Annotated in this window: 23 protein-coding genes; 15 read left to right on the forward strand and 8 right to left on the reverse strand. The window is 72.4% G+C overall.

Annotation, left to right across the window (positions count from 1 at the left end; translation table 11 throughout):
- Positions 1-7 precede the first annotated feature (7 nt).
- Positions 8-1,642: a fatty-acid--CoA ligase FadD8 gene (fadD8, locus tag MAA44156_RS20055; protein ID WP_394818175.1), complete on the forward strand. Its 1,635-nt coding sequence runs from the start codon at positions 8-10 to the stop codon at positions 1,640-1,642.
- A 236-nt stretch (positions 1,643-1,878) separates the two neighbouring features.
- Here the strand turns inward: fadD8 and MAA44156_RS20060 are convergent, their stop codons facing one another.
- Entirely contained in the window at positions 1,879-2,418 is a 540-nt protein-coding gene (locus MAA44156_RS20060) for a TetR/AcrR family transcriptional regulator (RefSeq protein ID WP_009979230.1), read from the reverse strand.
- An 88-nt stretch (positions 2,419-2,506) separates the two neighbouring features.
- Between MAA44156_RS20060 and MAA44156_RS20065 the strand changes: the two genes are divergently transcribed.
- From MAA44156_RS20065 to MAA44156_RS20110, 10 genes are all read left to right on the forward strand, one after another.
- Complete coding sequence (locus MAA44156_RS20065) at positions 2,507-3,427, forward strand: aldo/keto reductase (RefSeq protein WP_009979231.1); 921 nt, start codon at positions 2,507-2,509, stop codon at positions 3,425-3,427.
- On the forward strand, positions 3,414-3,869 hold the full coding sequence (locus MAA44156_RS20070) for a nitroreductase family deazaflavin-dependent oxidoreductase (RefSeq protein WP_003879345.1): 456 nt from the start codon (positions 3,414-3,416) through the stop codon (positions 3,867-3,869). Before MAA44156_RS20065 ends, MAA44156_RS20070 begins: the two co-directional genes overlap by 14 nt.
- A gap of 4 nt (positions 3,870-3,873) precedes the next feature.
- Complete coding sequence (locus tag MAA44156_RS20075; RefSeq protein WP_023862203.1) at positions 3,874-4,776, forward strand: 1,4-dihydroxy-2-naphthoyl-CoA synthase; 903 nt, start codon at positions 3,874-3,876, stop codon at positions 4,774-4,776.
- 157 nt (positions 4,777-4,933) lie between these two features.
- Positions 4,934-5,830, forward strand: a complete 897-nt coding sequence (locus MAA44156_RS20080) for an SDR family oxidoreductase (protein ID WP_009979236.1) — start codon at positions 4,934-4,936, stop codon at positions 5,828-5,830.
- Positions 5,831-5,857: 27 nt separating this feature from the next.
- Positions 5,858-6,265 carry a VOC family protein gene (locus tag MAA44156_RS20085; protein WP_003873642.1) on the forward strand — a complete coding sequence of 136 codons (408 nt, stop codon included), beginning with the start codon at positions 5,858-5,860 and terminating at the stop codon, positions 6,263-6,265.
- A 97-nt stretch (positions 6,266-6,362) separates the two neighbouring features.
- A complete protein-coding gene (locus tag MAA44156_RS20090) occupies positions 6,363-7,604 on the forward strand; it encodes an inorganic phosphate transporter (RefSeq protein ID WP_003879342.1) in 1,242 nt (413 codons plus the stop codon).
- Positions 7,601-7,909 (forward strand): hypothetical protein, encoded by a 309-nt coding sequence (locus MAA44156_RS20095; protein WP_009979238.1) that lies wholly within the window; start codon positions 7,601-7,603, stop codon positions 7,907-7,909. The genes MAA44156_RS20090 and MAA44156_RS20095 overlap by 4 nt, the downstream gene beginning before the upstream one ends.
- Before the next feature lie 56 nt (positions 7,910-7,965).
- Complete coding sequence (locus MAA44156_RS20100) at positions 7,966-8,268, forward strand: DUF3349 domain-containing protein (protein WP_003873645.1); 303 nt, start codon at positions 7,966-7,968, stop codon at positions 8,266-8,268.
- Between the two features lie 68 nt (positions 8,269-8,336).
- Positions 8,337-9,428, forward strand: coding sequence for an o-succinylbenzoate--CoA ligase (gene menE, locus MAA44156_RS20105; RefSeq protein WP_009979239.1), 1,092 nt, complete (start codon positions 8,337-8,339; stop codon positions 9,426-9,428).
- A gap of 11 nt (positions 9,429-9,439) precedes the next feature.
- Positions 9,440-10,816: a hypothetical protein gene (locus MAA44156_RS20110; RefSeq protein WP_029248618.1), complete on the forward strand. Its 1,377-nt coding sequence runs from the start codon at positions 9,440-9,442 to the stop codon at positions 10,814-10,816.
- A gap of 8 nt (positions 10,817-10,824) precedes the next feature.
- Here the strand turns inward: MAA44156_RS20110 and MAA44156_RS20115 are convergent, their stop codons facing one another.
- The 3 genes from MAA44156_RS20115 to MAA44156_RS20125 are packed head-to-tail and all read right to left on the reverse strand — an operon-like array spanning position 10,825 to position 13,844.
- Positions 10,825-11,481, reverse strand: coding sequence for a TIGR04282 family arsenosugar biosynthesis glycosyltransferase (locus tag MAA44156_RS20115; RefSeq protein WP_065370851.1), 657 nt, complete (start codon positions 11,479-11,481; stop codon positions 10,825-10,827).
- Entirely contained in the window at positions 11,478-12,140 is a 663-nt protein-coding gene (locus MAA44156_RS20120) for a glycosyltransferase family 2 protein (protein ID WP_003879339.1), read from the reverse strand. The genes MAA44156_RS20115 and MAA44156_RS20120 overlap by 4 nt, the downstream gene beginning before the upstream one ends.
- 3 nt (positions 12,141-12,143) lie before the next feature.
- Positions 12,144-13,844, reverse strand: a complete 1,701-nt coding sequence (locus MAA44156_RS20125; protein ID WP_065370852.1) for a DUF7159 family protein — start codon at positions 13,842-13,844, stop codon at positions 12,144-12,146.
- 309 nt (positions 13,845-14,153) lie between these two features.
- Between MAA44156_RS20125 and MAA44156_RS20130 the strand changes: the two genes are divergently transcribed.
- Positions 14,154-15,881: a DUF7937 domain-containing protein gene (locus tag MAA44156_RS20130; protein ID WP_065370853.1), complete on the forward strand. Its 1,728-nt coding sequence runs from the start codon at positions 14,154-14,156 to the stop codon at positions 15,879-15,881.
- Between the two features lie 3 nt (positions 15,882-15,884).
- Here MAA44156_RS20130 and MAA44156_RS20135 read toward each other — a convergent pair whose 3' ends face one another.
- Together MAA44156_RS20135 and MAA44156_RS20140 are read right to left on the reverse strand one after the other, a co-directional pair.
- Positions 15,885-16,913, reverse strand: a complete 1,029-nt coding sequence (locus MAA44156_RS20135; RefSeq protein WP_003873653.1) for an NAD-dependent epimerase/dehydratase family protein — start codon at positions 16,911-16,913, stop codon at positions 15,885-15,887.
- The gene (locus MAA44156_RS20140) at positions 16,910-17,686 is read right to left on the reverse strand and encodes an S-methyl-5'-thioadenosine phosphorylase (RefSeq protein WP_009979257.1); all 777 of its coding nucleotides are present in this window, start codon (positions 17,684-17,686) and stop codon (positions 16,910-16,912) included. Before MAA44156_RS20140 ends, MAA44156_RS20135 begins: the two co-directional genes overlap by 4 nt.
- Before the next feature lie 69 nt (positions 17,687-17,755).
- On the opposite strand from MAA44156_RS20140, the gene MAA44156_RS20145 reads away from it, so the two are divergent.
- Together MAA44156_RS20145 and MAA44156_RS20150 are read left to right on the forward strand one after the other, a co-directional pair.
- Positions 17,756-18,628, forward strand: coding sequence for a 1,4-dihydroxy-2-naphthoate polyprenyltransferase (locus MAA44156_RS20145; protein ID WP_121035796.1), 873 nt, complete (start codon positions 17,756-17,758; stop codon positions 18,626-18,628).
- Positions 18,629-18,711: 83 nt separating this feature from the next.
- Positions 18,712-19,668: a beta-ketoacyl-ACP synthase III gene (locus MAA44156_RS20150; RefSeq protein WP_009979265.1), complete on the forward strand. Its 957-nt coding sequence runs from the start codon at positions 18,712-18,714 to the stop codon at positions 19,666-19,668.
- Between the two features lie 55 nt (positions 19,669-19,723).
- Here the strand turns inward: MAA44156_RS20150 and MAA44156_RS20155 are convergent, their stop codons facing one another.
- Positions 19,724-20,050, reverse strand: coding sequence for a DUF4229 domain-containing protein (locus MAA44156_RS20155; protein ID WP_003873657.1), 327 nt, complete (start codon positions 20,048-20,050; stop codon positions 19,724-19,726).
- Between the two features lie 55 nt (positions 20,051-20,105).
- On the opposite strand from MAA44156_RS20155, the gene MAA44156_RS20160 reads away from it, so the two are divergent.
- Positions 20,106-20,267 carry a hypothetical protein gene (locus MAA44156_RS20160; protein WP_003873658.1) on the forward strand — a complete coding sequence of 54 codons (162 nt, stop codon included), beginning with the start codon at positions 20,106-20,108 and terminating at the stop codon, positions 20,265-20,267.
- Between the two features lie 34 nt (positions 20,268-20,301).
- Here MAA44156_RS20160 and MAA44156_RS20165 read toward each other — a convergent pair whose 3' ends face one another.
- Positions 20,302-21,600 (reverse strand): MinD/ParA family ATP-binding protein, encoded by a 1,299-nt coding sequence (locus MAA44156_RS20165; protein ID WP_009979266.1) that lies wholly within the window; start codon positions 21,598-21,600, stop codon positions 20,302-20,304.
- Positions 21,601-21,631 lie beyond the last annotated feature (31 nt).

Below are 21,631 nucleotides of genomic sequence, written 5' to 3' on the forward strand. Positions count from 1 at the left end.
GGCGACGATGCAGAGCCAAGCGATGAGGAGGAGCCACGCCATGGGTGACGAGCTGCTGCGCCATCCCATTCATTCCGGACACCTGACCGTCGGTGCGCTCAAGCGCAACAAAGACAAGCCGGTGCTGCATCTCGGCGACACCACGCTGACCGGGGGTCAGCTCGCCGAGCGGATCAGCCAGTACATCCAGGCGTTCGAGGCGCTCGGCGCGGGCACCGGCGCCACCGTCGGGTTGCTGTCGCTGAACCGGCCCGAGGTGCTGATGATCATCGGCGCCGGCCAGACCCAGGGGTATCGGCGCGTGGCGCTGCACCCGCTGGGCTCGCTCGACGACCACGCCTACGTGCTGGACGACGCCGGCGTGACGTCGCTGATCATCGACCCGACCCCGGCGTTCGTCGAGCGGGCGCTGGGCCTGCTGGAGAAGGTGCCCGGCCTCAAGCAGATCCTCACCATCGGCCCGGTGCCCGAGGCGTTGAGCGGTTCCGCGGTGGACCTGGTGGCCGAGGCCGCCAAGTATGCGCCGAAACCGTTGGTGGCGGCCGATCTTCCGCCCGATCACATCGGCGGGATGGCCTACACCGGCGGCACCACCGGCAAGCCCAAGGGTGTGCTGGGCACCGCCCAGTCGATCACCACGATGACCACGATCCAGCTCGCCGAATGGGAGTGGCCGGAGAACCCGCGCTTTTTGATGTGCACCCCGCTGTCGCATGCCGGGGCCGCGTTCTTCGTGCCGACCATCATCAAGGGCGGCGAGCTGGTGGTGCTGACCAAGTTCGACCCGGCCGAGGTGTTGCGGGTGATCGAGGAGCAGAAGATCACCGCGACCACGCTGGTGCCGTCGATGATCTACGCGCTGATGGACCACCCCGATTCGCACACCCGCGACCTGTCCTCGCTGGAGACGGTCTACTACGGCGCCTCGGCGATGAACCCGGTGCGGCTGGCCGAGGCCATCCGCCGCTTCGGGCCGATCTTCGCCCAGTACTACGGGCAGTCCGAGGCGCCGATGGTGATCTCGTACTTGGCCAAAAAAGACCACGACGAGAAGCGGCTCACCTCCTGCGGGCGGCCCACCCTGTTCGCCCGCACCGCGCTGCTGGACGCCGACGGCAACCCGGTGCCGCAGGGCGAAGTCGGCGAGATCTGCGTGTCCGGGCCGCTTTTGAGCGGCGGGTACTGGAACCTGCCGGAGGAGACGGCCAAGACGTTCAAGGACGGCTGGCTGCACACCGGCGACATGGCCCGCGAGGACGAGGACGGCTTCTGGTTCATCGTCGACCGGGTCAAGGACATGATCGTCACCGGCGGCTTCAACGTGTTTCCGCGCGAGGTCGAGGACGTCGTCGCCGAGCACCCCGCCGTCGCGCAGGTCTGTGTGATCGGCACGCCGGACGAGAAGTGGGGCGAAGCCGTCACCGCCGTGATCGTGCTGCGGCCCGACCATCCCTCCGACGAGGAGTCGGTGGCGAAGGTGACGGCCGAGATCCAGGCGGCGGTCAAGGAGCGCAAGGGTTCGGTGCAATCGCCCAAGCAGGTGATCGTCGTCGACTCCGTGCCGGTGACCGCGCTGGGCAAGCCCGACAAGAAGGCCGTGCGCGCGCGGTTCTGGGAGGGCGCCGGCCGCGCCGTCGGCTAGGTGAGCGTGTGGCGTGTGGGCGTCTGGCGTGTGGGCTCGCCCGGGCTATCGCCCGGCGCCCGTCGCGCCGGCCCGGCCCCGCCCGCGCCGGCCCCGCCCCTACCGCCGAGCGTGAAGTTAACTTCACGCTCGCGTGCGAACGTGAAACTAGCTTCACGTTCGGCGAGTGAGGCCGAGGCGGGAGACGCCGCGGGCGAGTGACGCCGCGGCGGGTGAGGACGCCCGGCGAGTGGAAGTCAGCGCGTGACCCCGGCGACCAGCAGGTCGAGCATGCGTCCGGTCTGCTCCGGTGAACCGCTGACCAGGAAGATGCCGATCAGGCTGGACACCACGTCGTCGGCCTGCACGTCGGCGCGCAGGCTGGCATCGTCGGCGCCGGCGCGCAACAGCGTCTCGACGGCGCCGACGATGCTGTCGCGGGTCTGGCTCGGCACCAGAGCGCCGGACTCGAAGATCGCCTGCAGGGATTCGGCCATGCCGCGCTTGGTGGCGACGAAGCTCGCATAGCGGTCCATCCAGCGCCGCAGCGCGGCCTTGGGGGGATGACGTTCGAGCAGCTGCGCGGCGGCCGCGGCCACCTCGGCGAGCTCGGCGCGGTACACGGCCTCGACGAGAGCCTCCCGATTGGGGAAATGGCGGTAGAGCGTGCCGATGCCCACCCCCGCGTCGCGGGCGATCGATTCGAGCGAGACCGATGCGCCGTGTGCCGTGAACGCCGCGGTGGCCGCCTCCAGCAGCCGCTGGCGATTGCGGCGCGCGTCCGACCTTCCAACCAAAGCGGAGGCTCCTCCGTTTCTGCTAGGCTGCGAATGCGGAGGACCCTCCGCTTTCTCCAGTGTCTCACCGCATCCTTCAGGAGCCGCCATGACAGACAAACCACGCCCCGGCGGTATCGGCGATCTCGGCGGCCTGCCCGTCGCGCGCGTCGGCTACGGCGCCATGCAGCTGTTCGACACGTCGCCCGACGAGGCGGCCGCGGTGCTGCGCCGCGCCGTCGAACTCGGGGTCAACCACATCGACACGGCGTCGTTCTACGGCCCCGGCGAGGTGAACCGGCGCATCCGCGCCGCGCTGGCCCCCTACCCCGACGACCTCGTCATCGTCAGCAAGGTCGGCGCCCGTTACACGGGCGAGCAGCCGATTCCACTGGCTTCCGCGCAACGACCCGCCGAGCTGCGCGCCGCCGTCGAGGACGACCTGAGCCAGCTCGGCCTGGACCGCATCCCGGTGGTCAATCTGCGGCGGATGGACCTCGGCCCCAGCGCGGCCACCAATGGCAACCAGGACGTCGACCTCGACGACCAGCTCGCCGAGATGATCGCCCTGCGCGACGAGGGCAAGATCGGCGGTATCGGGATCAGCAGTGTGCCGCTCGAGGTGCTGCGGCGCGCCCTGCCCGCCGGCATCGTGTGCGTGCAGAACGCCTACAGCCTGCTGGACCGCTCCCAGGAGGCGATGGTCGACGTCTGCGCGGCCGAGGGGATCGCATGGGTTCCGTATTTCCCGCTGGGGTCGGCGTTCCCGGGTCTGCCGAAGGTCACCGACAACGCCGTCGTGGTGGACATCGCGGGCGAACTCGGGGTCACACCGGCACAAGTCGGGTTGGCCTGGATCCTGGCGCGCACCCCCCACACCTTGCTGATCCCGGGCACTCGATCGATCACCCATCTCGAGGAGAACATCGGCGCGGCCGGCGTCACGCTGAGCGCCGAGGCGATCGCCCGGCTCGACGCCGTCGGCTCGGCGGCGGGCCATGACTACGCTGTCACGGGTGGGCACCAGTGAACACGTCCGGCCACCCTGGTGGCTGAAGCCGGCCAACAAGCTCTTCATCCGACTGTCGCGGCTGGGACTGAGTTTCGGCGGCGAGAGCCCGGTCGTGTTGACCGTGCCGGGCCGCAAATCCGGTGCGGCGCGGTCGACCCCGGTGACGCCGCTGACCCTCGACGGCCGCCGCTACGTCGTGGCCGGCTTTCCCGGCGCCGACTGGGTGGCCAACGCCCGCGCCGCCAAGCAGGCGACCATCGCCCGCGGCCGCCACGTCGAGCGGGTGCGGATGACCGAGCTGTCGGCGGCTGAGGCGCGGCCGGTCCTGCGCGCCTTCCCCACCGAGGTGCCCACCGGCGTCGGTTTCATGAAGCGGGCGGGACTGGTCACCGACGGGCGGCCCGAGGAGTTCGAGGCGCTGGCCGGCCGCTGCGCGGTGTTCCGGCTGGACCCGGCGTAATCCGATGAGCGACAACCCTTTTGATGCCGGCCAGTGGCAACCCGTGGCCGGCTTCGACGACCTGACCGACATCACCTATCACCGGCACGTCGACGACGCCACCGTGCGGGTGGCGTTCGACCGGCCCGAGGTGCGCAACGCGTTCCGGCCGCACACCGTCGACGAGCTCTACCGGGTGCTCGACCACGCCCGGATGTCCCCCGACGTCGGGGTGGTGCTGCTGACCGGCAACGGCCCCTCGCCCAAGGACGGCGGCTGGGCGTTCTGCTCCGGCGGCGATCAGCGCATCCGCGGGCGCAGCGGATACCAGTACGCCTCCGGCGAGACGGCCGACACCGTCGACCCGGCGCGGGCCGGCCGGCTGCACATCCTCGAGGTGCAGCGGCTGATCCGGTTCATGCCCAAGGTGGTGATCTGTCTGGTCAACGGGTGGGCGGCCGGCGGCGGGCACAGCCTGCACGTGGTCTGCGACCTCACCCTGGCCAGCCGCGAGCACGCCCGCTTCAAGCAGACCGACGCCGACGTCGGCAGCTTCGACGGCGGCTACGGCAGCGCCTATCTGGCCCGCCAGGTCGGGCAGAAGTTCGCCCGCGAGATCTTCTTCCTGGGCCGCGAATACACCGCCGAGCAGATGCACCGCATGGGTGCGGTCAACGCCGTCGTCGAGCACGCCGAGCTGGAAAGGGCGGGCATCGAGTGGGCGCGCGAGATCAACGCGAAATCGCCTCAGGCGCAACGCATGCTGAAGTTCGCGTTCAACCTGCTCGACGACGGCCTGGTGGGCCAGCAGCTGTTCGCCGGCGAGGCCACCCGGCTGGCCTACATGACCGACGAGGCAGTCGAGGGCCGCGACGCCTTCCTGGAAAAGCGGCCGCCGGACTACAGCCGGTTCCCGCGCTACTTCTGAGGCGCCGCGCTGGCGCCGCGCTGGGGCCGCCGCGCCCGCGCGCCGCGCTGGGGCGCCCGAGCGTCACGCTGGCGTGACGCTCGGCGGCGCGCGTCACGCTGGCGTGACGCTCGGCGGCGTACGGGCCTCACGGCGGCGCCGCCTAGACTCGCGTCCCGTGAGCAAGAGTCCGCTTCGCCGGGTCGCCGACCAGTTGGTGCTGGCCACCATGCGACCGCCCATGGCCCCGCAGGTGCTGGTCAACCGGCCGCTGATCAAGCCGGTCGAGCTGGCCGGCAAGCGCGTGCTGCTCACCGGCGCCTCGTCGGGGATCGGCGAGGCGGCGGCCGAACAGTTCGCCCGCGAGGGCGCCCGGGTGGTCGTCGTCGCCCGCCGCAAGGACCTGCTGGACGCGCTGGCCGAGCGCATCACCCGGGCCGGCGGCGAGGCCATCGCGATGCCCTGCGACATCTCCGACCTGGACGCCGCCGACGCGCTGGTGGCCGACGTGCAACAGCAGCTCGGCGGCGTCGACATCCTGATCAACAACGCCGGCCGGTCCATCCGCCGCCCGCTGGCCGAGTCGCTGGAACGCTGGCACGACGTCGAGCGGACCATGGTGCTCAACTACTACGCGCCGTTGCGGCTGATCCGCGGCATCGCCCCGGGCATGATCGAGCGCGGCGACGGCCACATCATCAACGTCTCGACGTGGGGGGTGCTCTCGGAGGCCTCGCCGCTGTTCGCGGTCTACAACGCCTCCAAGGCCGCGCTGTCCACCGTCAGCCGGGTCGTCGAAACCGAGTGGGGCGACAAGGGGGTGCACTCCACCACGCTGTACTACCCGCTGGTGGCCACCCCGATGATCGCGCCGACCAAGGCCTACCAGGGGGTGCCGGCGCTGACGCCGGAGGAGGCGGGCCGGTGGATGATCACCGCCGCGCGCACCCGGCCGGTGCGCATCGCCCCGCGGATGGCGATCGCCGCCAAGGCGCTGGACACCTTCGGCCCGCGCTGGGTCAACGCCGTCATGCAGCGCCAGACCGTCCAGCCCAACCGCGAAGCCGGGGCCTGATTCGGCGCGTGTGATAGACACGAGGCTATGGAGATCCTGGCCAGCCGGATGCTGCTCCGGCCGGCGGACTATCAGCAGTCGTTGACGTTCTACCGCGACCGGATCGGCCTGGCGATAGCCCGCGAATACAGCGGCGGCACAGTCTTTTTCGCGGGGCAGTCGCTGCTGGAACTGGCCGGTTACGGCGCCCCGGACCACTCCGGCGGCCCGTTTCCCGGCGCGCTGTGGCTGCAGGTCCGCGACCTCGAGGCCACCCAGGCCGAGCTGCGCGGGCGCGGGGTGGCCATCGCCCGCGAGGCCCGCCAGGAGCCGTGGGGCCTGCACGAGATGCACGTCGTCGACCCGGACGGCATCACGCTCATCTTCATCCAGATCCCCGCAGATCACCCGCTGCGCCGCGACACCCGAGGTGAACGGCAAGCGAAGCCCGGTTAACTGAGAGGTAACATCTGGCGACGACTCAAGGTACACCCGCGTTTCGGGTCATGCCGCATTCGACAATGGATTGCCCCTACCACCAGAATCAGGCGCTGTGAACATCCAATTGTTCCTCTTGATCATTGTCGTAATCACGGCATTGGCTTTCGATTTCACCAACGGCTTCCATGACACGGGCAACGCGATGGCCACCTCGATTGCCAGCGGTGCGCTCAAGCCCAAGACCGCGGTCGCGCTCTCGGCGGTGCTGAATCTGGTGGGCGCCTTCATGTCCACCGCCGTCGCCGCCACCATCGCCAAGGGCCTGATCGACTCCAACATCGTCACGCTGGAGCTGGTGTTCGCCGGCCTGGTCGGCGGCGTGGTCTGGAACCTGCTGACCTGGCTGCTGGGTATCCCGTCGAGCTCGTCGCACGCACTGATCGGCGGCATCGTCGGCGCCACCATCGCCGCCGTCGGCGCGCACGGGGTGATCTGGAAGGGCGTGATCTCCAAGGCCATCATCCCCGCCATCGTCTCGGCGATCCTGGCCATCCTGGTCGGCGCGGTCGCCACCTGGCTGGTCTACCGGATCACCCGCGGCGTCCCGAAGAAGCGCACCGAGGCCGGTTTCCGGCGCGGCCAGATCGGCTCGGCGTCGCTGGTCTCGCTGGCGCACGGCACCAACGACGCGCAGAAGACGATGGGCATCATCTTCCTGGCGCTGATCTCCTACGGCTCGGTCAGCAAGACCGCGGCCATGCCGCCGCTGTGGGTGATCGTCAGCTGCGCGCTGGCCATGGCGACCGGCACCTACCTGGGCGGCTGGCGGATCATCCGCACCCTGGGCAAGGGCCTGGTGGAGATCCAGTCGCCGCAGGGCATGGCGGCCGAGTCGTCGTCGGCCGCGGTGATCCTGCTGTCCGCCCACTTCGGCTACGCGCTGTCCACCACCCAGGTCTGCACGGGTTCGGTGCTGGGCAGCGGGCTGGGCAAGCCCGGCGGCGAGGTCCGCTGGGGCGTGGCCGGCCGGATGGGGGTGGCCTGGCTGGTCACCCTGCCGCTGGCCGGGCTGGTCGGCGCCGTCACCTACTGGATCGTGCACCTGATCGGCGGCTACCCCGGCGCGATCATCGGCTTCGCGTTGCTGGTCGCGGTGTCGGCCACCATCTACCTGCGCTCGCGCAAGGTGAAGGTGGACCACCACAACGTCAACGCCGAGTGGAAGGGCGACCTGACCACCGGGCTGGAAGGCGCCGACGACCACTCCCCGCCCCCGGACGCCGGGCCCCCGTTCGGCGGGCCGGGCGACCGGTACCAGTCCGACGACCCGACGCTCAAGGCGAGCGCGTCATGAGCCACATCGGCGACTGGTTCAACTACCAGGCCAGCCTGAAGATCCTGCTGTTCGCCATGCTGGCCGGCGCGGCGCTGCCGGGGCTGTTCGCCCTGGGCATCCGGCTGCAGTCGGCCGGGGCCGGTGACATCACCCTGGACGGCGCCGAGGGCGGGCCCGCGCGGCGCAACCCGCTGCTGACCGGGCTGGCGTGGGCGATCTACGCGCTGGTCATCGCGGTGATCACGCTGGCTTTGCTCTACATCGCCCGGGACTTCATCGCCCACCACACCGGCTACCCGTTCCTCGGAGCCAAAGCCAAGTAGCATCGATAGGTGCCCACCGAGTTGCTAAGCCACACACCGGGGGGTGTTGTCAGAGCGTGAACGGATTTCTCAGTTCGATCGTCTCCTGGCTCCGCGCGGGATATCCAGAGGGCGTGCCGCCGACCGACACCTTCCCGGTGCTCGCGTTGCTGGCGCGCCGGCTGTCCGGCGACGAGGTCAAAGACGTTGCCAGCGAGCTGATCCGGCGCGGAGAGTTCGACGACGTCGACATCGGCGTGCTGATCACCCAGATCACCGACGAGCTGCCCACCCCCGACGACGTCGAGCGGGTCCGGGTGCGGTTGGCCGCCCAGGGCTGGCCGTTCGACGACGCCGACCAGGCCGGGGACCCGGCATAGCCGCACTGCGCGCGCTGCACGTCCCGCCCGGCGCGGCGGTCCCGACGCTGCTGCCGGCCCTGCGGCGGGTGCTGGACGGGCGCGATTCCGCCCTGGTGGTGCTCGGCCCGCCCGGCGACCGCGAGTCCGCGACGCTTCGGGCGGGGCTACGGGTCGGCGAACCCGTCGACGACGACGTTGCCTTGGTGGCGGCGACGTCGGGCACCACCGGTGCCCCCAAGGGTGCGATGCTGACCGCCGCCGCGCTGAGGGCGAGCGCGACGGCCACGCACGTGCGTCTGGGCGGGCCGGGCAGCTGGCTGCTGGCCCTGCCGGCACACCACATCGCCGGGGTGCAGGTGCTGGTGCGCAGCCTGCTGGCCGGCTCGACGCCCGTTGAACTCGACGTCTCCCGAGGCTTCGATGTCACCCAATTACCCGCTGCGACAAGGGCATTGGGCACCGGACGCCGGTACGCGTCGCTGGTGGCCGTGCAGCTGGCCAAGGCGCTGGGTGACCCGGCGGCCACGGCCGCGCTGGCCGAACTGGACGCCGTGCTGCTGGGCGGCGGGCCCGCGCCGCGGCCGGTGCTGCAGGCGGCCGCCGCCGCGGGCATCACGGTGGTGCGCAGCTACGGGATGAGCGAGACCGCCGGCGGGTGCGTGTACGACGGCGTCCCGCTGGACGGGGTGCGGGTGCGGGTGAGCGACGGGCGCATCGCGCTGAGCGGCGCGACGTTGGCCAAGGGCTACCGCAATCCGGTCGATCCCGATCCGTTCGCCGACCCCGGCTGGTTCCTCACCGACGATCTGGGCGCCGTCGACGACGACGGCGTGCTCACCGTGTTCGGCCGCGCCGACGACGCGATCAGCACCGGCGGGCTGACCGTGCTGCCGCAACCCGTCGAGGCGGCGCTGTGCACGCATCCCGCGGTGGCCGACTCCGCGGTGTTCGGGCTGCCCGACGACCGGCTGGGGCAGCGGGTGGTCGCCGCGATCGTGCTGCGCGACGGCCGCGCGGCGCCGAGCCCGGACGCGCTGCGCGCCCACCTGAGCCGCACCCTGGACGCCACCGCCGCGCCGCGCGAGGTGCACGTTGTCGCCGCGCTGCCGCGCCGGGGCATCGGCAAGGTGGACCGGGCGGCGTTGGTGCGCCGATTCGCCGGGGGCGGCGAACAATAGGCTGTTGCTCCGTGAGAATCGCTCGGCGGGACGCGGTGGCGGCCGCGGTCGGGGCGGCGTTGGTGGCGGCGGCGTTCCTGCTGCCGCGGCTGAACCTCGGGGTGCGGCCGCGGCTGGACGTCGGCCCGGAGCGATTCGCCACCCACGCCGGGGCCGCGCCGATCTTCGGTGAGTGGCTGATCCACGCCGGCTGGGGAACCGGCCCGGCCGTCGCCCTCGCGGCCGCCGTCGTGGCCTGGGGACCCGTTCTGGCACAACGGCTTTCGTGGCGGGCGTTGACGCTGGGCAGCTGGGCCGTCGCGGCCGGGTGGGCGTTCGCGCTGGCGATGATCGACGGCTGGCAGCGCGGCTTCGCCGGCCGGCTGACCACCCGGGACGAATACCTGTGGGAGGTGCCGCGCGTCACCGACATCGCGGCCGCGGTGCGCACGTTTTCCAGCCGGATCGTCGACTACCAGCCGCACTCGTGGACCACGCACGTGTCCGGGCATCCGCCGGGCGCGCTGCTGACCTTCGTCTGGCTGGACCGGTTGGGGCTGCACGGCGGCGGCTGGGCCGGGTTGCTGTGCCTGCTGGCCGGATCCAGCGCGGCCGCCGCGGTGCTGATCGGGGTGCGGGCGCTGGCCGACGAGCCGACCGCGCGGCGGGCCGCCCCGTTCGTCGCGCTGGCGCCCACCGCCATCTGGGTGGCGGTCTCGGCCGACGGGTACTTCGCCGGGGTGGCGGCGTGGGGCATCGCGCTGCTGGCCGTGGCGGTGCACCGTCCGGTGCGGTTCCCGGCGCTGACCGCCGCCGGCGCCGGGCTGCTGCTGGGCTGGGGGGTGTTCTGCAACTACGGCCTGATGCTGATGGGATTGCCGGCAGCGGCGGTGCTGGCCGCGGCCCCCCGGCCGCCTCGCGACGGCTGGACGCAGTGGCGTGCGGTGCTGCGGGCGCTGGGCCCCGCGGCGCTGGCCGCGATCGCGGTGGCGGTTGCCTTCGCCGTCGCCGGGTTCTACTGGTTCGACGGCTATACCCTTGTGCAGCAACGCTATTGGCAGGGCATCGCCAAAGACCGGCCGTTCCAGTACTGGAGCTGGGCCAACCTGGCCTGCGTGGTGTGCGCGATCGGTTTGGGCGGCGTCGCGGGGGTCGGCCGGGTGTTCGACCGGGCCGCGATCCGCCGGCGCAGCGGTTTCCCGTTGCTGCTGCTGGCGGTGCTGGCCGCCGCCGCCTGCGCGGACCTGAGCATGCTCAGCAAGGCCGAGGTGGAACGCATCTGGCTGCCGTTCACCATCTGGCTCACCGCGGCCGCCGCGCTGCTGCCGGTGCGGACGCATCGAATCTGGTTGGCGCTCAACGCCGTCGGCGCCCTGGCGGTCAACACGATCATCCTCACGCACTGGTAGCGCCGTGCTTACAGGCCGGCCGCCCGGGTGGCCCGGGCGAACCGGCTGGCGGGCGGGCAGGCGTCGCGCACCACCGCGACATCGCCGACGACGTCGACGTCGGCCAGCGTCTGCACCGTGGCGACCTCGATTCCGTTGTCGCGCAACGCTTTCAGGGTCAGCTCCCCGGTGTCGGCGGCCGACATCGGCACGGCGCGCAGGCAGTCGGCCAGCGCCGGCGCGGCCACGCCGAACACCCACCAGCCGCCGTCGCGGGCCAGGCCCAGCACGGCCGGCGCGTCCAGCAGTCGACGCGCACAACCGGCCAACAGCTCGGCGGTCACCTGCGGGGTGTCCATCCCGATCTGCAGCACCGGCAACCCGTCCGCGGCGTCGGCGTGCGCGTTGGCCAGCCGGGCACCGAAGTCGTTGCCGCGCTGGGCGATCACCGTGAACGACGCCAGCCGCGCCCTGATCTCGGCGCCGCGCGCGGCGCCGTCCAGGTCGCCGGTCAGCGCCACCACCCGGGCCGCCACCGGCGCGGCGGCCACGGCGTCCAGCGTGTCCAGCAGGGCGGCGGCGGCGATCTCGGCGGCGGCCCGCTCCCCCACCGCCGCCGCGAGCCGCGTCTTGGCCCGGCCCGGCTCGGGGGCCTTGGCCACCACCAGCAGGGTCACCGGGATCACGAAATCACCTTCCAGAAGTCGAGGATCGCGGTGATGCTGCCCCGCAGCGAACCGCTGACCTTCGACTTGCCGCCGGTGCGGGGGCCGTAGCGGACGTCGAGTTCGACCACGCGCCAGCCGGCGGCCGCGGCGCGCACCAGCAGTTCCAGCGGGTAGCCCGAACGCCGGTCGGCCACGCCGAGCCCCAGCAGCGCGTCGCGGCGGGCCACCCGCATGGGCGCGATGTCGTGCACCGGCAGCCCGTGCCGGGTGCGCAGCCGCCAGCTCATCACCACGGTGCCCACCCGGGCCACCCACGGCCAGCGCAGCCCGGGCACCGGCCGGCGCCGGCCGGTGACCAGGTCGGCGCCCGCCTCCAGCGCGGCGACCAGCCGGGGCAGGTCGGCGCCGTCCATCGAGCCGTCGGCGTCGAGGACGGCCACGATGGGCGTCGTCGCCGCCAGCACGCCCGCGTGCACGGCCGCCCCGTATCCGGCCCGGGTCTCGGTGACCACTTGGGCGCCGTGCCGCCGCGCGACGCCGGCGGTGTCGTCGGTGCTGTTGTTGTCGACCACCAATGCCCGGTAGCCGGGGGGGATGGTGGCCAGCACCCCCGGCAGCGACTCCTCTTCGTTGAGGCAGGGCAGGACCACCGTGACCCGACCGTCGGTGCCGGGCACGGGTCAGAACCCGCGGTGGGTGTGGGGCTCCTGCGGGAACAGCGGCTGCGAATGCGTGGGCGGCACGGTCTGCTGGGTGTGCGTCGGCAGCGGCGCCTCGGTGGTCGCCCGGGTGCTCGGCGGCTGGTAGGTCGTGGTGGGTGGTTCGTGCGTGGTGGTGGGCGGCTGGTAGGTCGTGGTCGGCGGTTGGTAGGTGGTGGTCGGGGGTTGGTAGGTGGTCGTCGGGGGCTGGTAGGTGGTGGTCGGGGGTTGGTAGGTGGTCGTCGGCGGCTCGTACGTGGTGGTCGGCGGTGTGTAGGGCGTCGTCGGGTTGTAGGGCGGGGTGTACGGCGGGTTGTAGGGCGGGTTCCATCCCGGGATCGGAACGGGGATCGGGATGGGAACGGGCACAAGGGGATTCGGGTTGGGCGCCCAACCGGGGTTGGGATTGGGGACGACGCCGGGGTTGCTCGGCGCCTCGGGCGCGGGGTTGGCCGGCGCGGGAACCGCCGGCTGCGGGGCCGGGGCGTTGCTCGGGGCCTGGACGACGCCGCCCTGGAACCCGGCATTGGGCGCGTCGGCCGGGGGCGGCGGCAGCGGCGCCTGTTGCTGGCTGGGCAGGATCGGCATGAACTTGCCGGGGGTGCCGTTCTGCACCCCCACCACCGGCTGCCGGCTGGCGGTGGGCTCGACGGCGACGGCGATCGCGGTGGCCAGCGACGCCAACCCGATGACGGCGAAGGCGATGACGGCGTTGCCGATCACCAACGACCGTCGCGACAGCTTGGCCGGGGCGGCCTCTTCGGCGTCGTCATAGTCGGCGTCGTAGTCGTCGAATTCCGGGTCGTACTCGTCCATTTCGCCCGGATAGATGCCGGCGTCGTCGGCCATCGAGTAGGCCAGCTGCTGGTCCTGCGGTTCGGCGAGCTCCGGTGCCGGCACCGCCGTCGTCTCGTCGCCGGTCAGCCCCGCGGCGGGCGCCAGGGCCGTCGCGTCCCCCGCGGCCGGCGCCATCGCCGTCGCGTCCCCGGTCACCCCGACCGCGGGCGCCATCGCGGTCGCGTCCCCGGCGGCAAGGGCGGGCGCGGCGGCGATCGCCGCGCCCCGGGCGAGCGCGAAGGTGGGATCGTCGGCGACCTGCACCCGCATGGTCGACGCGTCGCGCAGCTGTTCGGCGACCCGGTCCAGGTCGGGCGAGGCGCCCACCAGATACACCTCCCCGGGCGCGTCCGGGTGGGCGCTCAGGTTCGCCATCATCGTCTGCAGCGCGGCGGTCACATCGCCGCCCACGGCCCCGCCCAGCGGCTGGCGGGCCAGCAGGGTCGGCGGCGCGTCCGGGTCGCCGGCGGCCGGGCTCACCATCGACAGGGTGCCCGTCGCGTCGTCCATCACCAGCGCGGCGCCGGGCTGGCCGGCCGCACGCATCAGCGCGGCCACCGCCTGCGACTCGGAGAGCACCGCGACGTTGTGCACCCCGGAGTCCTCCAGCGCCCTGCGCAATTGGTCGGCCCGCGGGTGATCGGTCCAACACAGCCGGGTGCCGACCAGCCGGTGGTTCTCGCCGGCCAGCAGCCGATTGGTGCCGACTACCGTCTCGGTGAGGGTCTCGATCGGGTTGTCGGCCAGGTCGACGACGGACTGGTCGATCACGTCGGTGCCCCGCGAGCCGACCAGCGCCAAGCGGGCGACGGGGCCGGTGACCGCAACCCCCAAAACCACGTCCATCCCGGTTCTCCTTCACCCCGGCGACCCCGCAACCAGCATGTCCCGGCAGCATTACACTTGCGATACCGTTGGCAGTATCAGTCATTCGGGCGTCAAGCTTCGCCTACTAGCGCAGCGTAACCAGCTTTTCGAAGGACCGGACGGTCGCCGCGGAATCACCTCCGCTGCGCTGCCGGTCGCCCGCCACTGCCAGGGCACCCGAACGGAGAATATGTTCGCAAGCGAGCAGTGCACGGGGTTCGGCCGGGTACTTTCGGACCGAACACCCGAAACCGCGCCGACAGCAGTCGTCCTTGAATTCCGGGGGGCATGGTGAGCCAGAGCAGCGACGACACTCCGACCGGCCCCATCGCCGGCCAGCCCCGGCAACCGGCGGCGCCCCGCATCATCCGGTCGCACGCCACCGGCGCCACGCCGCCGCCCGGCCCGGCGACCACCGGCCGGCGCGTCGCCGCCGACCTGACCGCGGTGGCGCTGCTGCTCGCCGCGGTGTTGCTGCCGTGGAACCTCTACTTCGGCGTCGGCATCCCGGACAGCAACCCGATCGTGTTCGCGGTCCTGGTCGCGATGACGGCGCTGGCGCTGGCCGCGGTCGCGGTGGCCGGTTCCTGGCGGGCGGGCGGCGCCCGGTTCGACCCGGCCCGGGCGGCCCGGCTTCGGTTGGCGCTCAACGTCCCCTACCTGCTTTTGGTGCTCGCCTTCGTCGGGTTCGACGCCGTCCAGACGGTCCGTTTCGGCGGCACGGTCGACGTGCCGGGCGGGGTGGGGCCGGGCGCCTGGGTGGGCATCGCCGGCGCGCTGCTGAGCGCCCAGGCGGTGCCGGCCGGCACGGCGGCCGTGCCGGTGCCGGGCACCCCCGCCGGCGACGAGGCCACCGGTTGGCATCGGGCCGCGCGGATCATCGGCGCGCTGTCGATGCTCGCGGCGGTGCTCAGCTTCGGTTTCAACCTGTACTGGCGGGTGCGCTACGCGCTGCAGAGTTCCGGCGGCGCAGCGCAATTCGGCAAGGAGAACATCGCGGTCATCGCGACCGCGGTGGTGTACGGCGTGGTGGCGCTGGTCGCGGTGCTGGTCGCCTCCCGGTGGCTGCTGCGCTCCGACCGGGCGAGCCGGCTGACGACGATCGCGCTGGGCACGTCCACGCTGGGCGCCGGAATCCTGGTGTGGCTGTTGCCCGCCGGGCGGGACCTCGACGCCTTCCACGGCATCGCACAGAACACCTCGACGGCCGGGGTGGGCTTCGAGGGCTACCTGGCCTGGGCCGCCGGCGCGGCGCTGTTCGCCCCCCGTACCCTGTTCGAACGCCGAACCCCTTCGCACACCGAGGAATCCGCGTGGCGGGCCACGGCCCGCAGCGGCCTGCTGCTGATCGCGGTGTGGGCGTTGGGGTCGATGGCGATGCGGATCACCGACCTGGCCGTCGCGGTGACGCTGAACTATCCGTTCTCCCGGTACGACAGCCTGGTGCTGGCCGCCTTCGACTTGGTGACCGCGGTGCTGGCGATCTGGCTGCGCCGCCGGCTGGCCAACCTGGCCGCGCGACTGGTCACCTCGCTGTGCGGGCTGGTCGCCGCGCTCGCCGTCGCCCGCGTGGTGGTCGGCGTGCAGTTGGCGCCGCGGTTCGCCGATACCCCCAATTCGCCTGTGCACCACCCGGTTTACGGCAACAACCTGGCCCAGCAGATCACCAGCGTGTTCGACGTGACGCTGTGCGGGCTGGCCCTGGGCATTCTGGTGGCCGCCGTAGTGGCCGGGCAGCTGGGCCGTCGGCGCCGGGCCCGTCGCGCCGCCCGCCGGCGCGCGGCGCAGGCGAATGCGGCGGCGCCGACGACGCGTATCCCGGTGAGCCAGGGCGCCGCGCCGTCGGCCGCGGCGACCACCCGGATCGCCACCGGCGGCCCCGGCGCGGACCACGAGCCGCCCACCACCGAGATCCCCCCGCTCGCCGGGTCGCCCCGGATCTTCCGCGGCGACGACTCCGGGACGCGGCAGATCCCGGTGCCCAAGCCCCAGATCTACCGGCCGCCGCAGCAGTAGCCGTCACCGCAGCGGCGCGAACGCGAATTCGCGCAGCCCGTCGCCGGGTTGGACGGCGGCGCGAAACCCCAGCAGCCGCGCGGCCCGCGACGGGTCGGCGACGATGTGGCGGACGTCGCCGCTGCGGTACTGGCCGGTGACCACCGGCGCGACCGCGCCGCCGCGGGCGTCGCACAGCGCGGTCGCCACCTGCAAGATCGAAATGGGTTGCCCCGAGCAGACATTCACTGCGGTGAAGCCGTCGCGGCAAGCCAGCGCCGCGAGGTTGGCGGCGGCCACGTCGTCGACGTGGACGAAGTCGCGCATCTGCCCGCCGTCCTCGAAAACCCTTGGCGGCTCACCCTTTTCCAGCGCCGAGCGGAAGATCGCCGCCACCCCGGAGTACGGGGTGTCGCGCGGCATGCCGGGGCCGTACACGTTGTGGTAGCGCAGCGCCACCACCGACCCGCCGGTGGCCTCCGACCAGGCCAGCGCGTAATGCTCCTGGGCGGTCTTGCTGGCGGCGTACAGGCTGCGTGGCCGCAGGCAGGCGTCCTCGTCGACCAGCTGCCAGCGCAGCTCCTCACCGCCGATCGGGCACCGGTGCTCGAAGACCCCGGCGTCCAGGTCCGCACGCCGCCGCGGCAGCGGGTGCACCGGCCCGTGCCGCTCGCAGCGGTAACCGCCCTGCCCGTACACGACCATCGACGAGGCCAGCACCAGCCGGCGCACCCCGGCGGCGAACATCTGGGCCAGCAGCACCGTGGTGGCCAGGTCGTTGTGGCCGCCGTAGGCCGGGGCGTCGGCGGCGTCGACCCCCGCCCCCACCATCGCCGCCTGGTGGCACACCACGTCCACCCCGGCCAGCAGCGGGGCCAGCGCGTCGGCGTCGCGCACGTCGACGCGGTGACACCCGTTGGGCGGCAACGGGTTCGGCCCGTGCGCGGCGGCCAGTAACGCGTCGACGGCGACGACGTCGTGGCCCGCCGCCCGCAGCGCGGCGGCCACCCGCGAGCCGATGAACCCGGCCGCCCCCGTCACCAGCACCCTCATGGCAGCTCGATCGGCAGGCTCACCCCGGCGTGCGGTGAGCACTGCGTACAGCTGCGCTCGGCGGCGACCCGGCCGATGGCGTCGCGCACCAGCTTCTTGAACGGCTCGATGTTCTTCTCGAACTCGGCGAACACCTCAACCGCCTTCACTCCCTCACCGGCGCTCACACCGGCGTCCAGATCCGTGACCAAAGCGATTGCCGCATAGCACATTTCCAGTTCCCGGGCGAGCACCGCCTCCGGGTAGCCGGTCATGTTCACCAGCGAGAACCCGGCCGAGGCGAACCACCGGCTCTCGGCGCGGGTGGAAAACCGCGGCCCCTGGATCACCACCATGGTGCCGCCATCGACCACCCCCGGCAGCCCGGTCACCGCCTCGCGCAGCGCCGGGCAGTACGGGTCGGCGAAGTCGACGTGCACGGCCCCGGAGTCGAAATAGGTGTCGGCGCGCCCGCGGGTGCGGTCGACCAGCTGGTCGGGCACCACGACGGCGCCCGGGCCGAGCTCGGGCACCAGGCTGCCGACCGCGCACGGCGCCAGCACCCGGCGCACACCGAGTTTGCGCAGCGCCCACAGGTTGGCCCGGTACGGCACGGTGTGCGCGGAGAATTCGTGCCGGGCGCCGTGCCGGGGCAGGAAGGCCACCCGGTGCCCGCCGACGGCGCCGACGGTGACCGGGGCGCTGGGCGGCCCGTACGGGGTATCGACGGTGACGTCGTCGGCGTCGGATCCGAAGAAGATGTAGAAGCCGCTGCCGCCGATGACTCCGAGCATCCGACCATTGTGGTGCATGAGCGCGGGCTGATCGCAGGGCCCGGCCGCGCATCCTGGCAGGATGTCGGTGTGGCCAATCTCGGGCAGTGGATCTCCGGTGCGCGGCCGCGCACGTTGCCCAACGCGCTGGCGCCGGTGGTCGCCGGCACCGGCGCGGCGGCGTGGCTGCACGCCGCGGTGTGGTGGAAGGCGCTGCTGGCGTTGGTCGCCGCGGTCGCGATGACGGTCGGCGTCAACTACGCCAACGACTACTCCGACGGCATCCGCGGCACCGACGACGACCGGGCCGGCCCGGTGCGGCTGGTCGGCTCGCGGCTGGCGGCGCCGCGCGCGGTGCTGGGCGCCGCGATCGCCAGCCTGGCCGTCGGGGCGCTCGCCGGGCTGGCCCTGGCGCTGTCCAGCGCGCCGTGGCTGATCGCGGTGGGGGCGGCGTGCATCGCCGGGGCGTGGCTGTACACCGGCGGGTCGAAACCCTACGGCTACACCGGTTTTGGCGAGGTCGCGGTGTTCGTGTTCTTCGGCCTGGTCGCCGTGCTGGGCACCGAGTACACCCAGGCGCTGCGGGTGGACTGGGTGGGCCTGGTGCTGGCGGTGGCGGTCGGGGCGCTGTCGTCGTCGGTGCTGGTGGCCAACAACCTGCGCGACATTCCCACCGACGCCCGGTCGGGCAAGATCACCCTGGCGGTGCGGCTGGGCGACGCCCGCACCCGGGTGCTGTACCAGGCGCTGCTTTCCGCCGCCGTCGCGTTGACCCTGGTGCTCGTGGCGGCCACGCCGTGGTGCGCCGCGGGATTGGTGGCCACGCCGCTGGCGCTGCGCGCGGCGACCCCGGTGCGGTCGGGGCGCGGCGGCGCCGAGCTGATCCCGGTGCTGCGCGACACCGGCCTGGCGATGGTGGTGTGGGCGGTCGCGGTGGCGGCGGCGTTGACGTGGGGTACCTGACAGTGCGACCAGACGCAAAGGCGCCCGCGCACCGCGCTTTTGGGGTACTTTTGCGTCTGCTCGGGGGATAGCGAAGGACCGCAATGAAGCAGATTTCCGCGACCAGCGGGCCCACCAACATCGGCTTGCTCAGCGTCGGGTCGTACCGGCCGCAGCGCGTGGTGACCAACGACGAGCTGTGCCAGAACATCGACTCCTCCGATGAGTGGATCTATTCGCGCACCGGCATCAAGACACGCCGATTCGCCGCGCGCGACGAGTCCACGGCCTCGATGGCGACCGAGGCCGGACGTGAGGCGATCGCCAAGGCCGGCCTGGAGGCGTCCGACATCGACTGCGTCGTGGTGGCCACCAGCACCCATTTCCTGCAGACCCCGGCGTGCGGCCCGGCGGTCGCGGCAGCGCTGGGCGCCACCGGCGTGCCCGCCTTCGACATCTCGGCCGGCTGCGCCGGCTTCGGCTACGCGCTGGGGGTGGCGGCCGACATGGTGCGCGGCGGCACGGCCGGCAAGGTGCTGGTGCTGGGGTCGGAGAAGCTGTCGCCCACGGTCGACATGACCGACCGCAGTAACTGCTTCATCTTCGCCGACGGCGCCGCGGGCGTGGTGGTGGGCGAGACGCCCACCCAGGGGATCGGGCCGACGGTGTGGGGCAGCGACGGCACCCAGGCCACCGCGATTCGCCAGGACATCGACTGGATGGACTACCTGGACCGGCCCACCGGGCCGCGCCCGTTCCTGCGGCTGGAGGGCAGCGCGGTATTCCGTTGGGCCGCATTCGAGATGGGCAAGGTCGGCCAGCAGGCGATGGACGCGGCGGGGGTGCGGCCCGACGAGATCGACGTGTTCCTGCCGCACCAGGCCAACAGCCGGATCAACGAGATCCTGGCCAAGAGCCTCGAGCTGCGGCCGGACGCGGTGATCGCCAACGACATCGAGCACACCGGCAACACCTCGGCGGCGTCGATACCGCTGGCCATGGCCGAGGTGCTGGCGACCGGGGCGGCCAAGGCCGGCGACCTGGCGCTGCTGATCGGCTAGGGCGCGGGGTTGAGCTACGCCGCGCAGGTGGTGCGGCTGCCGCCGGGCTGAGCCGTCACCGTTCGGGGGGCACGTCCCCGTGCAGCCGGGCCTGCAACAACTCGCGCTCCCGGCGCCGCCGTTCGCCGGCGACGGCCAGCGCGGCGGTCGCGCGCCGGCGCAGCGGCCCGAACACCCAGATGCCCAGCGGCATGGCGATGACCAGCGCGAACAGCGCGGCCACCACGACGGGGAACTCGGTGATGCCGGCCAGCCGCGCGACGCCGTAGATCACGCCGGTGAGCACGACCGCCAGCAGCAGCCGCGCCGCCGCGTAGGCCAGGACCGGGACGACGGCGCCGCCCGGGCCCGGGGTGGATCCGTCGCTACCTTGTTGTGACACAGCCAAAGCCTACGGCGCGGGTATATTCGCGATGGAGGTCCCGAGGAGGTTTTGCGTGGTCTACCTGCTGCTCGTCCTGATTTTGGGGACGCTGATCTACGTCGGCTGGCGTGCGGCGCGGTCGCAGGCCGCCCGGCCCAAGACCCGCGTCATCGGGCCCGACGACGATCCGGATTTCCTGCGGCGGTTGGGCCACGGCGACAACAATCCCTTTTAGACCTTGTAGGACTATTTAGGCCCCGCTGCACCGGTTAACCGAGCACGCCCGGGTTGCGCTGCGCGCCGGGGAATCCGTCGGCGACGATGGCGGCCAGCTCGGTGAGCGCCTCGCGGGTGCCGCGGCGCAGCCGGTCCAGGTCGATCTCGGCGCCCTCCTCCAGATGCGGGTCGAAGGGCACCAGCTGGACCGCCCGGCAGCGCCGGGAGAAGTGGTCGATCACCTTGTTCATGTCGACCTTGCCCGGCCGCGGCCGCACCCCGTTGATCACCGCGATCGAATTGCGGACCAGGTCCTCGTGCCCGTGCGCGTCCAGCCAGTCCAGGGTGGCCGACGCGCTGCGCGCGCCGTCGATGGACGCCGAGCTGACCACCACCAGGGCATCGGCCTTGTCCAGCACCGACTTCATCACCGAGTGCAGCAGTCCGGGACCGCAGTCGGTGAGCACCAGGCCGTAGAAGCGCTCCAGGATGTCCAGGATCCGCACGTAGTCGTCGGCGCTGAACGCCTCCGAGACCGCGGGATCGGTCTCCGAGGCGAGCACCTCCAGCCCGCTGGGGCCCTTGGAGGTGTAGCGGCGCACGTCGCTGTAGCGCTCGATGGTTCCGGCGTCGTGCAGCAGTTGGCGCACCGTCGCCGCCGTCTCCAGCGGGATCTTCTGGCTCAGCGTACCGCGGTCGGGGTTGGCGTCCACCGCCACCACCCGGTCCCCGCGGATGGAGGCGAAGGTGGCGCCCAGCGTCGCCGCGATGGTGGTCTTGCCGACCCCACCCTTGAGCGACAGGAAGGTCACCCGGTAGGAACCCCGCAGCGGCCGGTTCACCTGGGCGACCAGGTTGTTGTACCGGGCGGCGCGGGGGCTTTCGCCCAGGTTGATCAGCCCGCCGGACAGCTTGTAGAGCAGCAGCCGCCAGCCCTCGGACGGCGGCGGTTGCACCGGGCGCAGCAGCATCCCGGTGGACAGCTCCGGGTACGGCGTGTGGGGCAGGTGCTCCTGACGCGGCGGCGGGCCCTGGATCTGGGTGGGCGGGGCGTCCGGGCCGGCGTAGTAGGCGCCGTACGCCGTCGGGTCGACGCGCGGGATGCCGGTGACCGGGGTGGAGTCCCACGGCGGCATGCCGCCGGGCCGCGGCGCGGTGGGTGGCGCCGGCTCCCGCTCGGGGACCCGGCGTTCGGTGCGGAACCCGGCGAACGCCTTGGTCGGGGCGTCGCCGCCGGGCTCCGGCTGCGGTTCGGCGGCGTCCTTCTTGTCGTCGCCCGCTGCGGCGGCTGGGGGGATTTGCGTTGTCTGTTCTTCGGGCGCCCCCACGCCCGCCGTCGGATGCTCGGACACGGCACTCCCCCTCGTTGTGCGCTAGTTACCT

Origin of the sequence: Mycobacterium avium subsp. avium (assembly GCF_009741445.1) — a bacterium.
Classification (GTDB): domain Bacteria; phylum Actinomycetota; class Actinomycetes; order Mycobacteriales; family Mycobacteriaceae; genus Mycobacterium; species Mycobacterium avium.

Coding starts and splice junctions, on each gene's coding strand:
- MAA44156_RS20140 (WP_009979257.1), bottom strand. CDS start 17,686: ATGCTCGGAGTCATCGGCGGCAGCGGCTTCTACATCTTCTTCGGATCC.
- MAA44156_RS20135 (WP_003873653.1), bottom strand. CDS start 16,913: ATGAGGGTGCTGGTGACGGGGGCGGCCGGGTTCATCGGCTCGCGGGTG.
- fadD8 (WP_394818175.1), top strand. CDS start 8: ATGCAGAGCCAAGCGATGAGGAGGAGCCACGCCATGGGTGACGAGCTG.
- MAA44156_RS20095 (WP_009979238.1), top strand. CDS start 7,601: ATGAGCCACATCGGCGACTGGTTCAACTACCAGGCCAGCCTGAAGATC.
- MAA44156_RS20075 (WP_023862203.1), top strand. CDS start 3,874: ATGAGCGACAACCCTTTTGATGCCGGCCAGTGGCAACCCGTGGCCGGC.
- MAA44156_RS20150 (WP_009979265.1), top strand. CDS start 18,712: ATGAAGCAGATTTCCGCGACCAGCGGGCCCACCAACATCGGCTTGCTC.
- MAA44156_RS20125 (WP_065370852.1), bottom strand. CDS start 13,844: ATGGACGTGGTTTTGGGGGTTGCGGTCACCGGCCCCGTCGCCCGCTTG.
- MAA44156_RS20065 (WP_009979231.1), top strand. CDS start 2,507: ATGACAGACAAACCACGCCCCGGCGGTATCGGCGATCTCGGCGGCCTG.
- MAA44156_RS20085 (WP_003873642.1), top strand. CDS start 5,858: ATGGAGATCCTGGCCAGCCGGATGCTGCTCCGGCCGGCGGACTATCAG.
- MAA44156_RS20130 (WP_065370853.1), top strand. CDS start 14,154: ATGGTGAGCCAGAGCAGCGACGACACTCCGACCGGCCCCATCGCCGGC.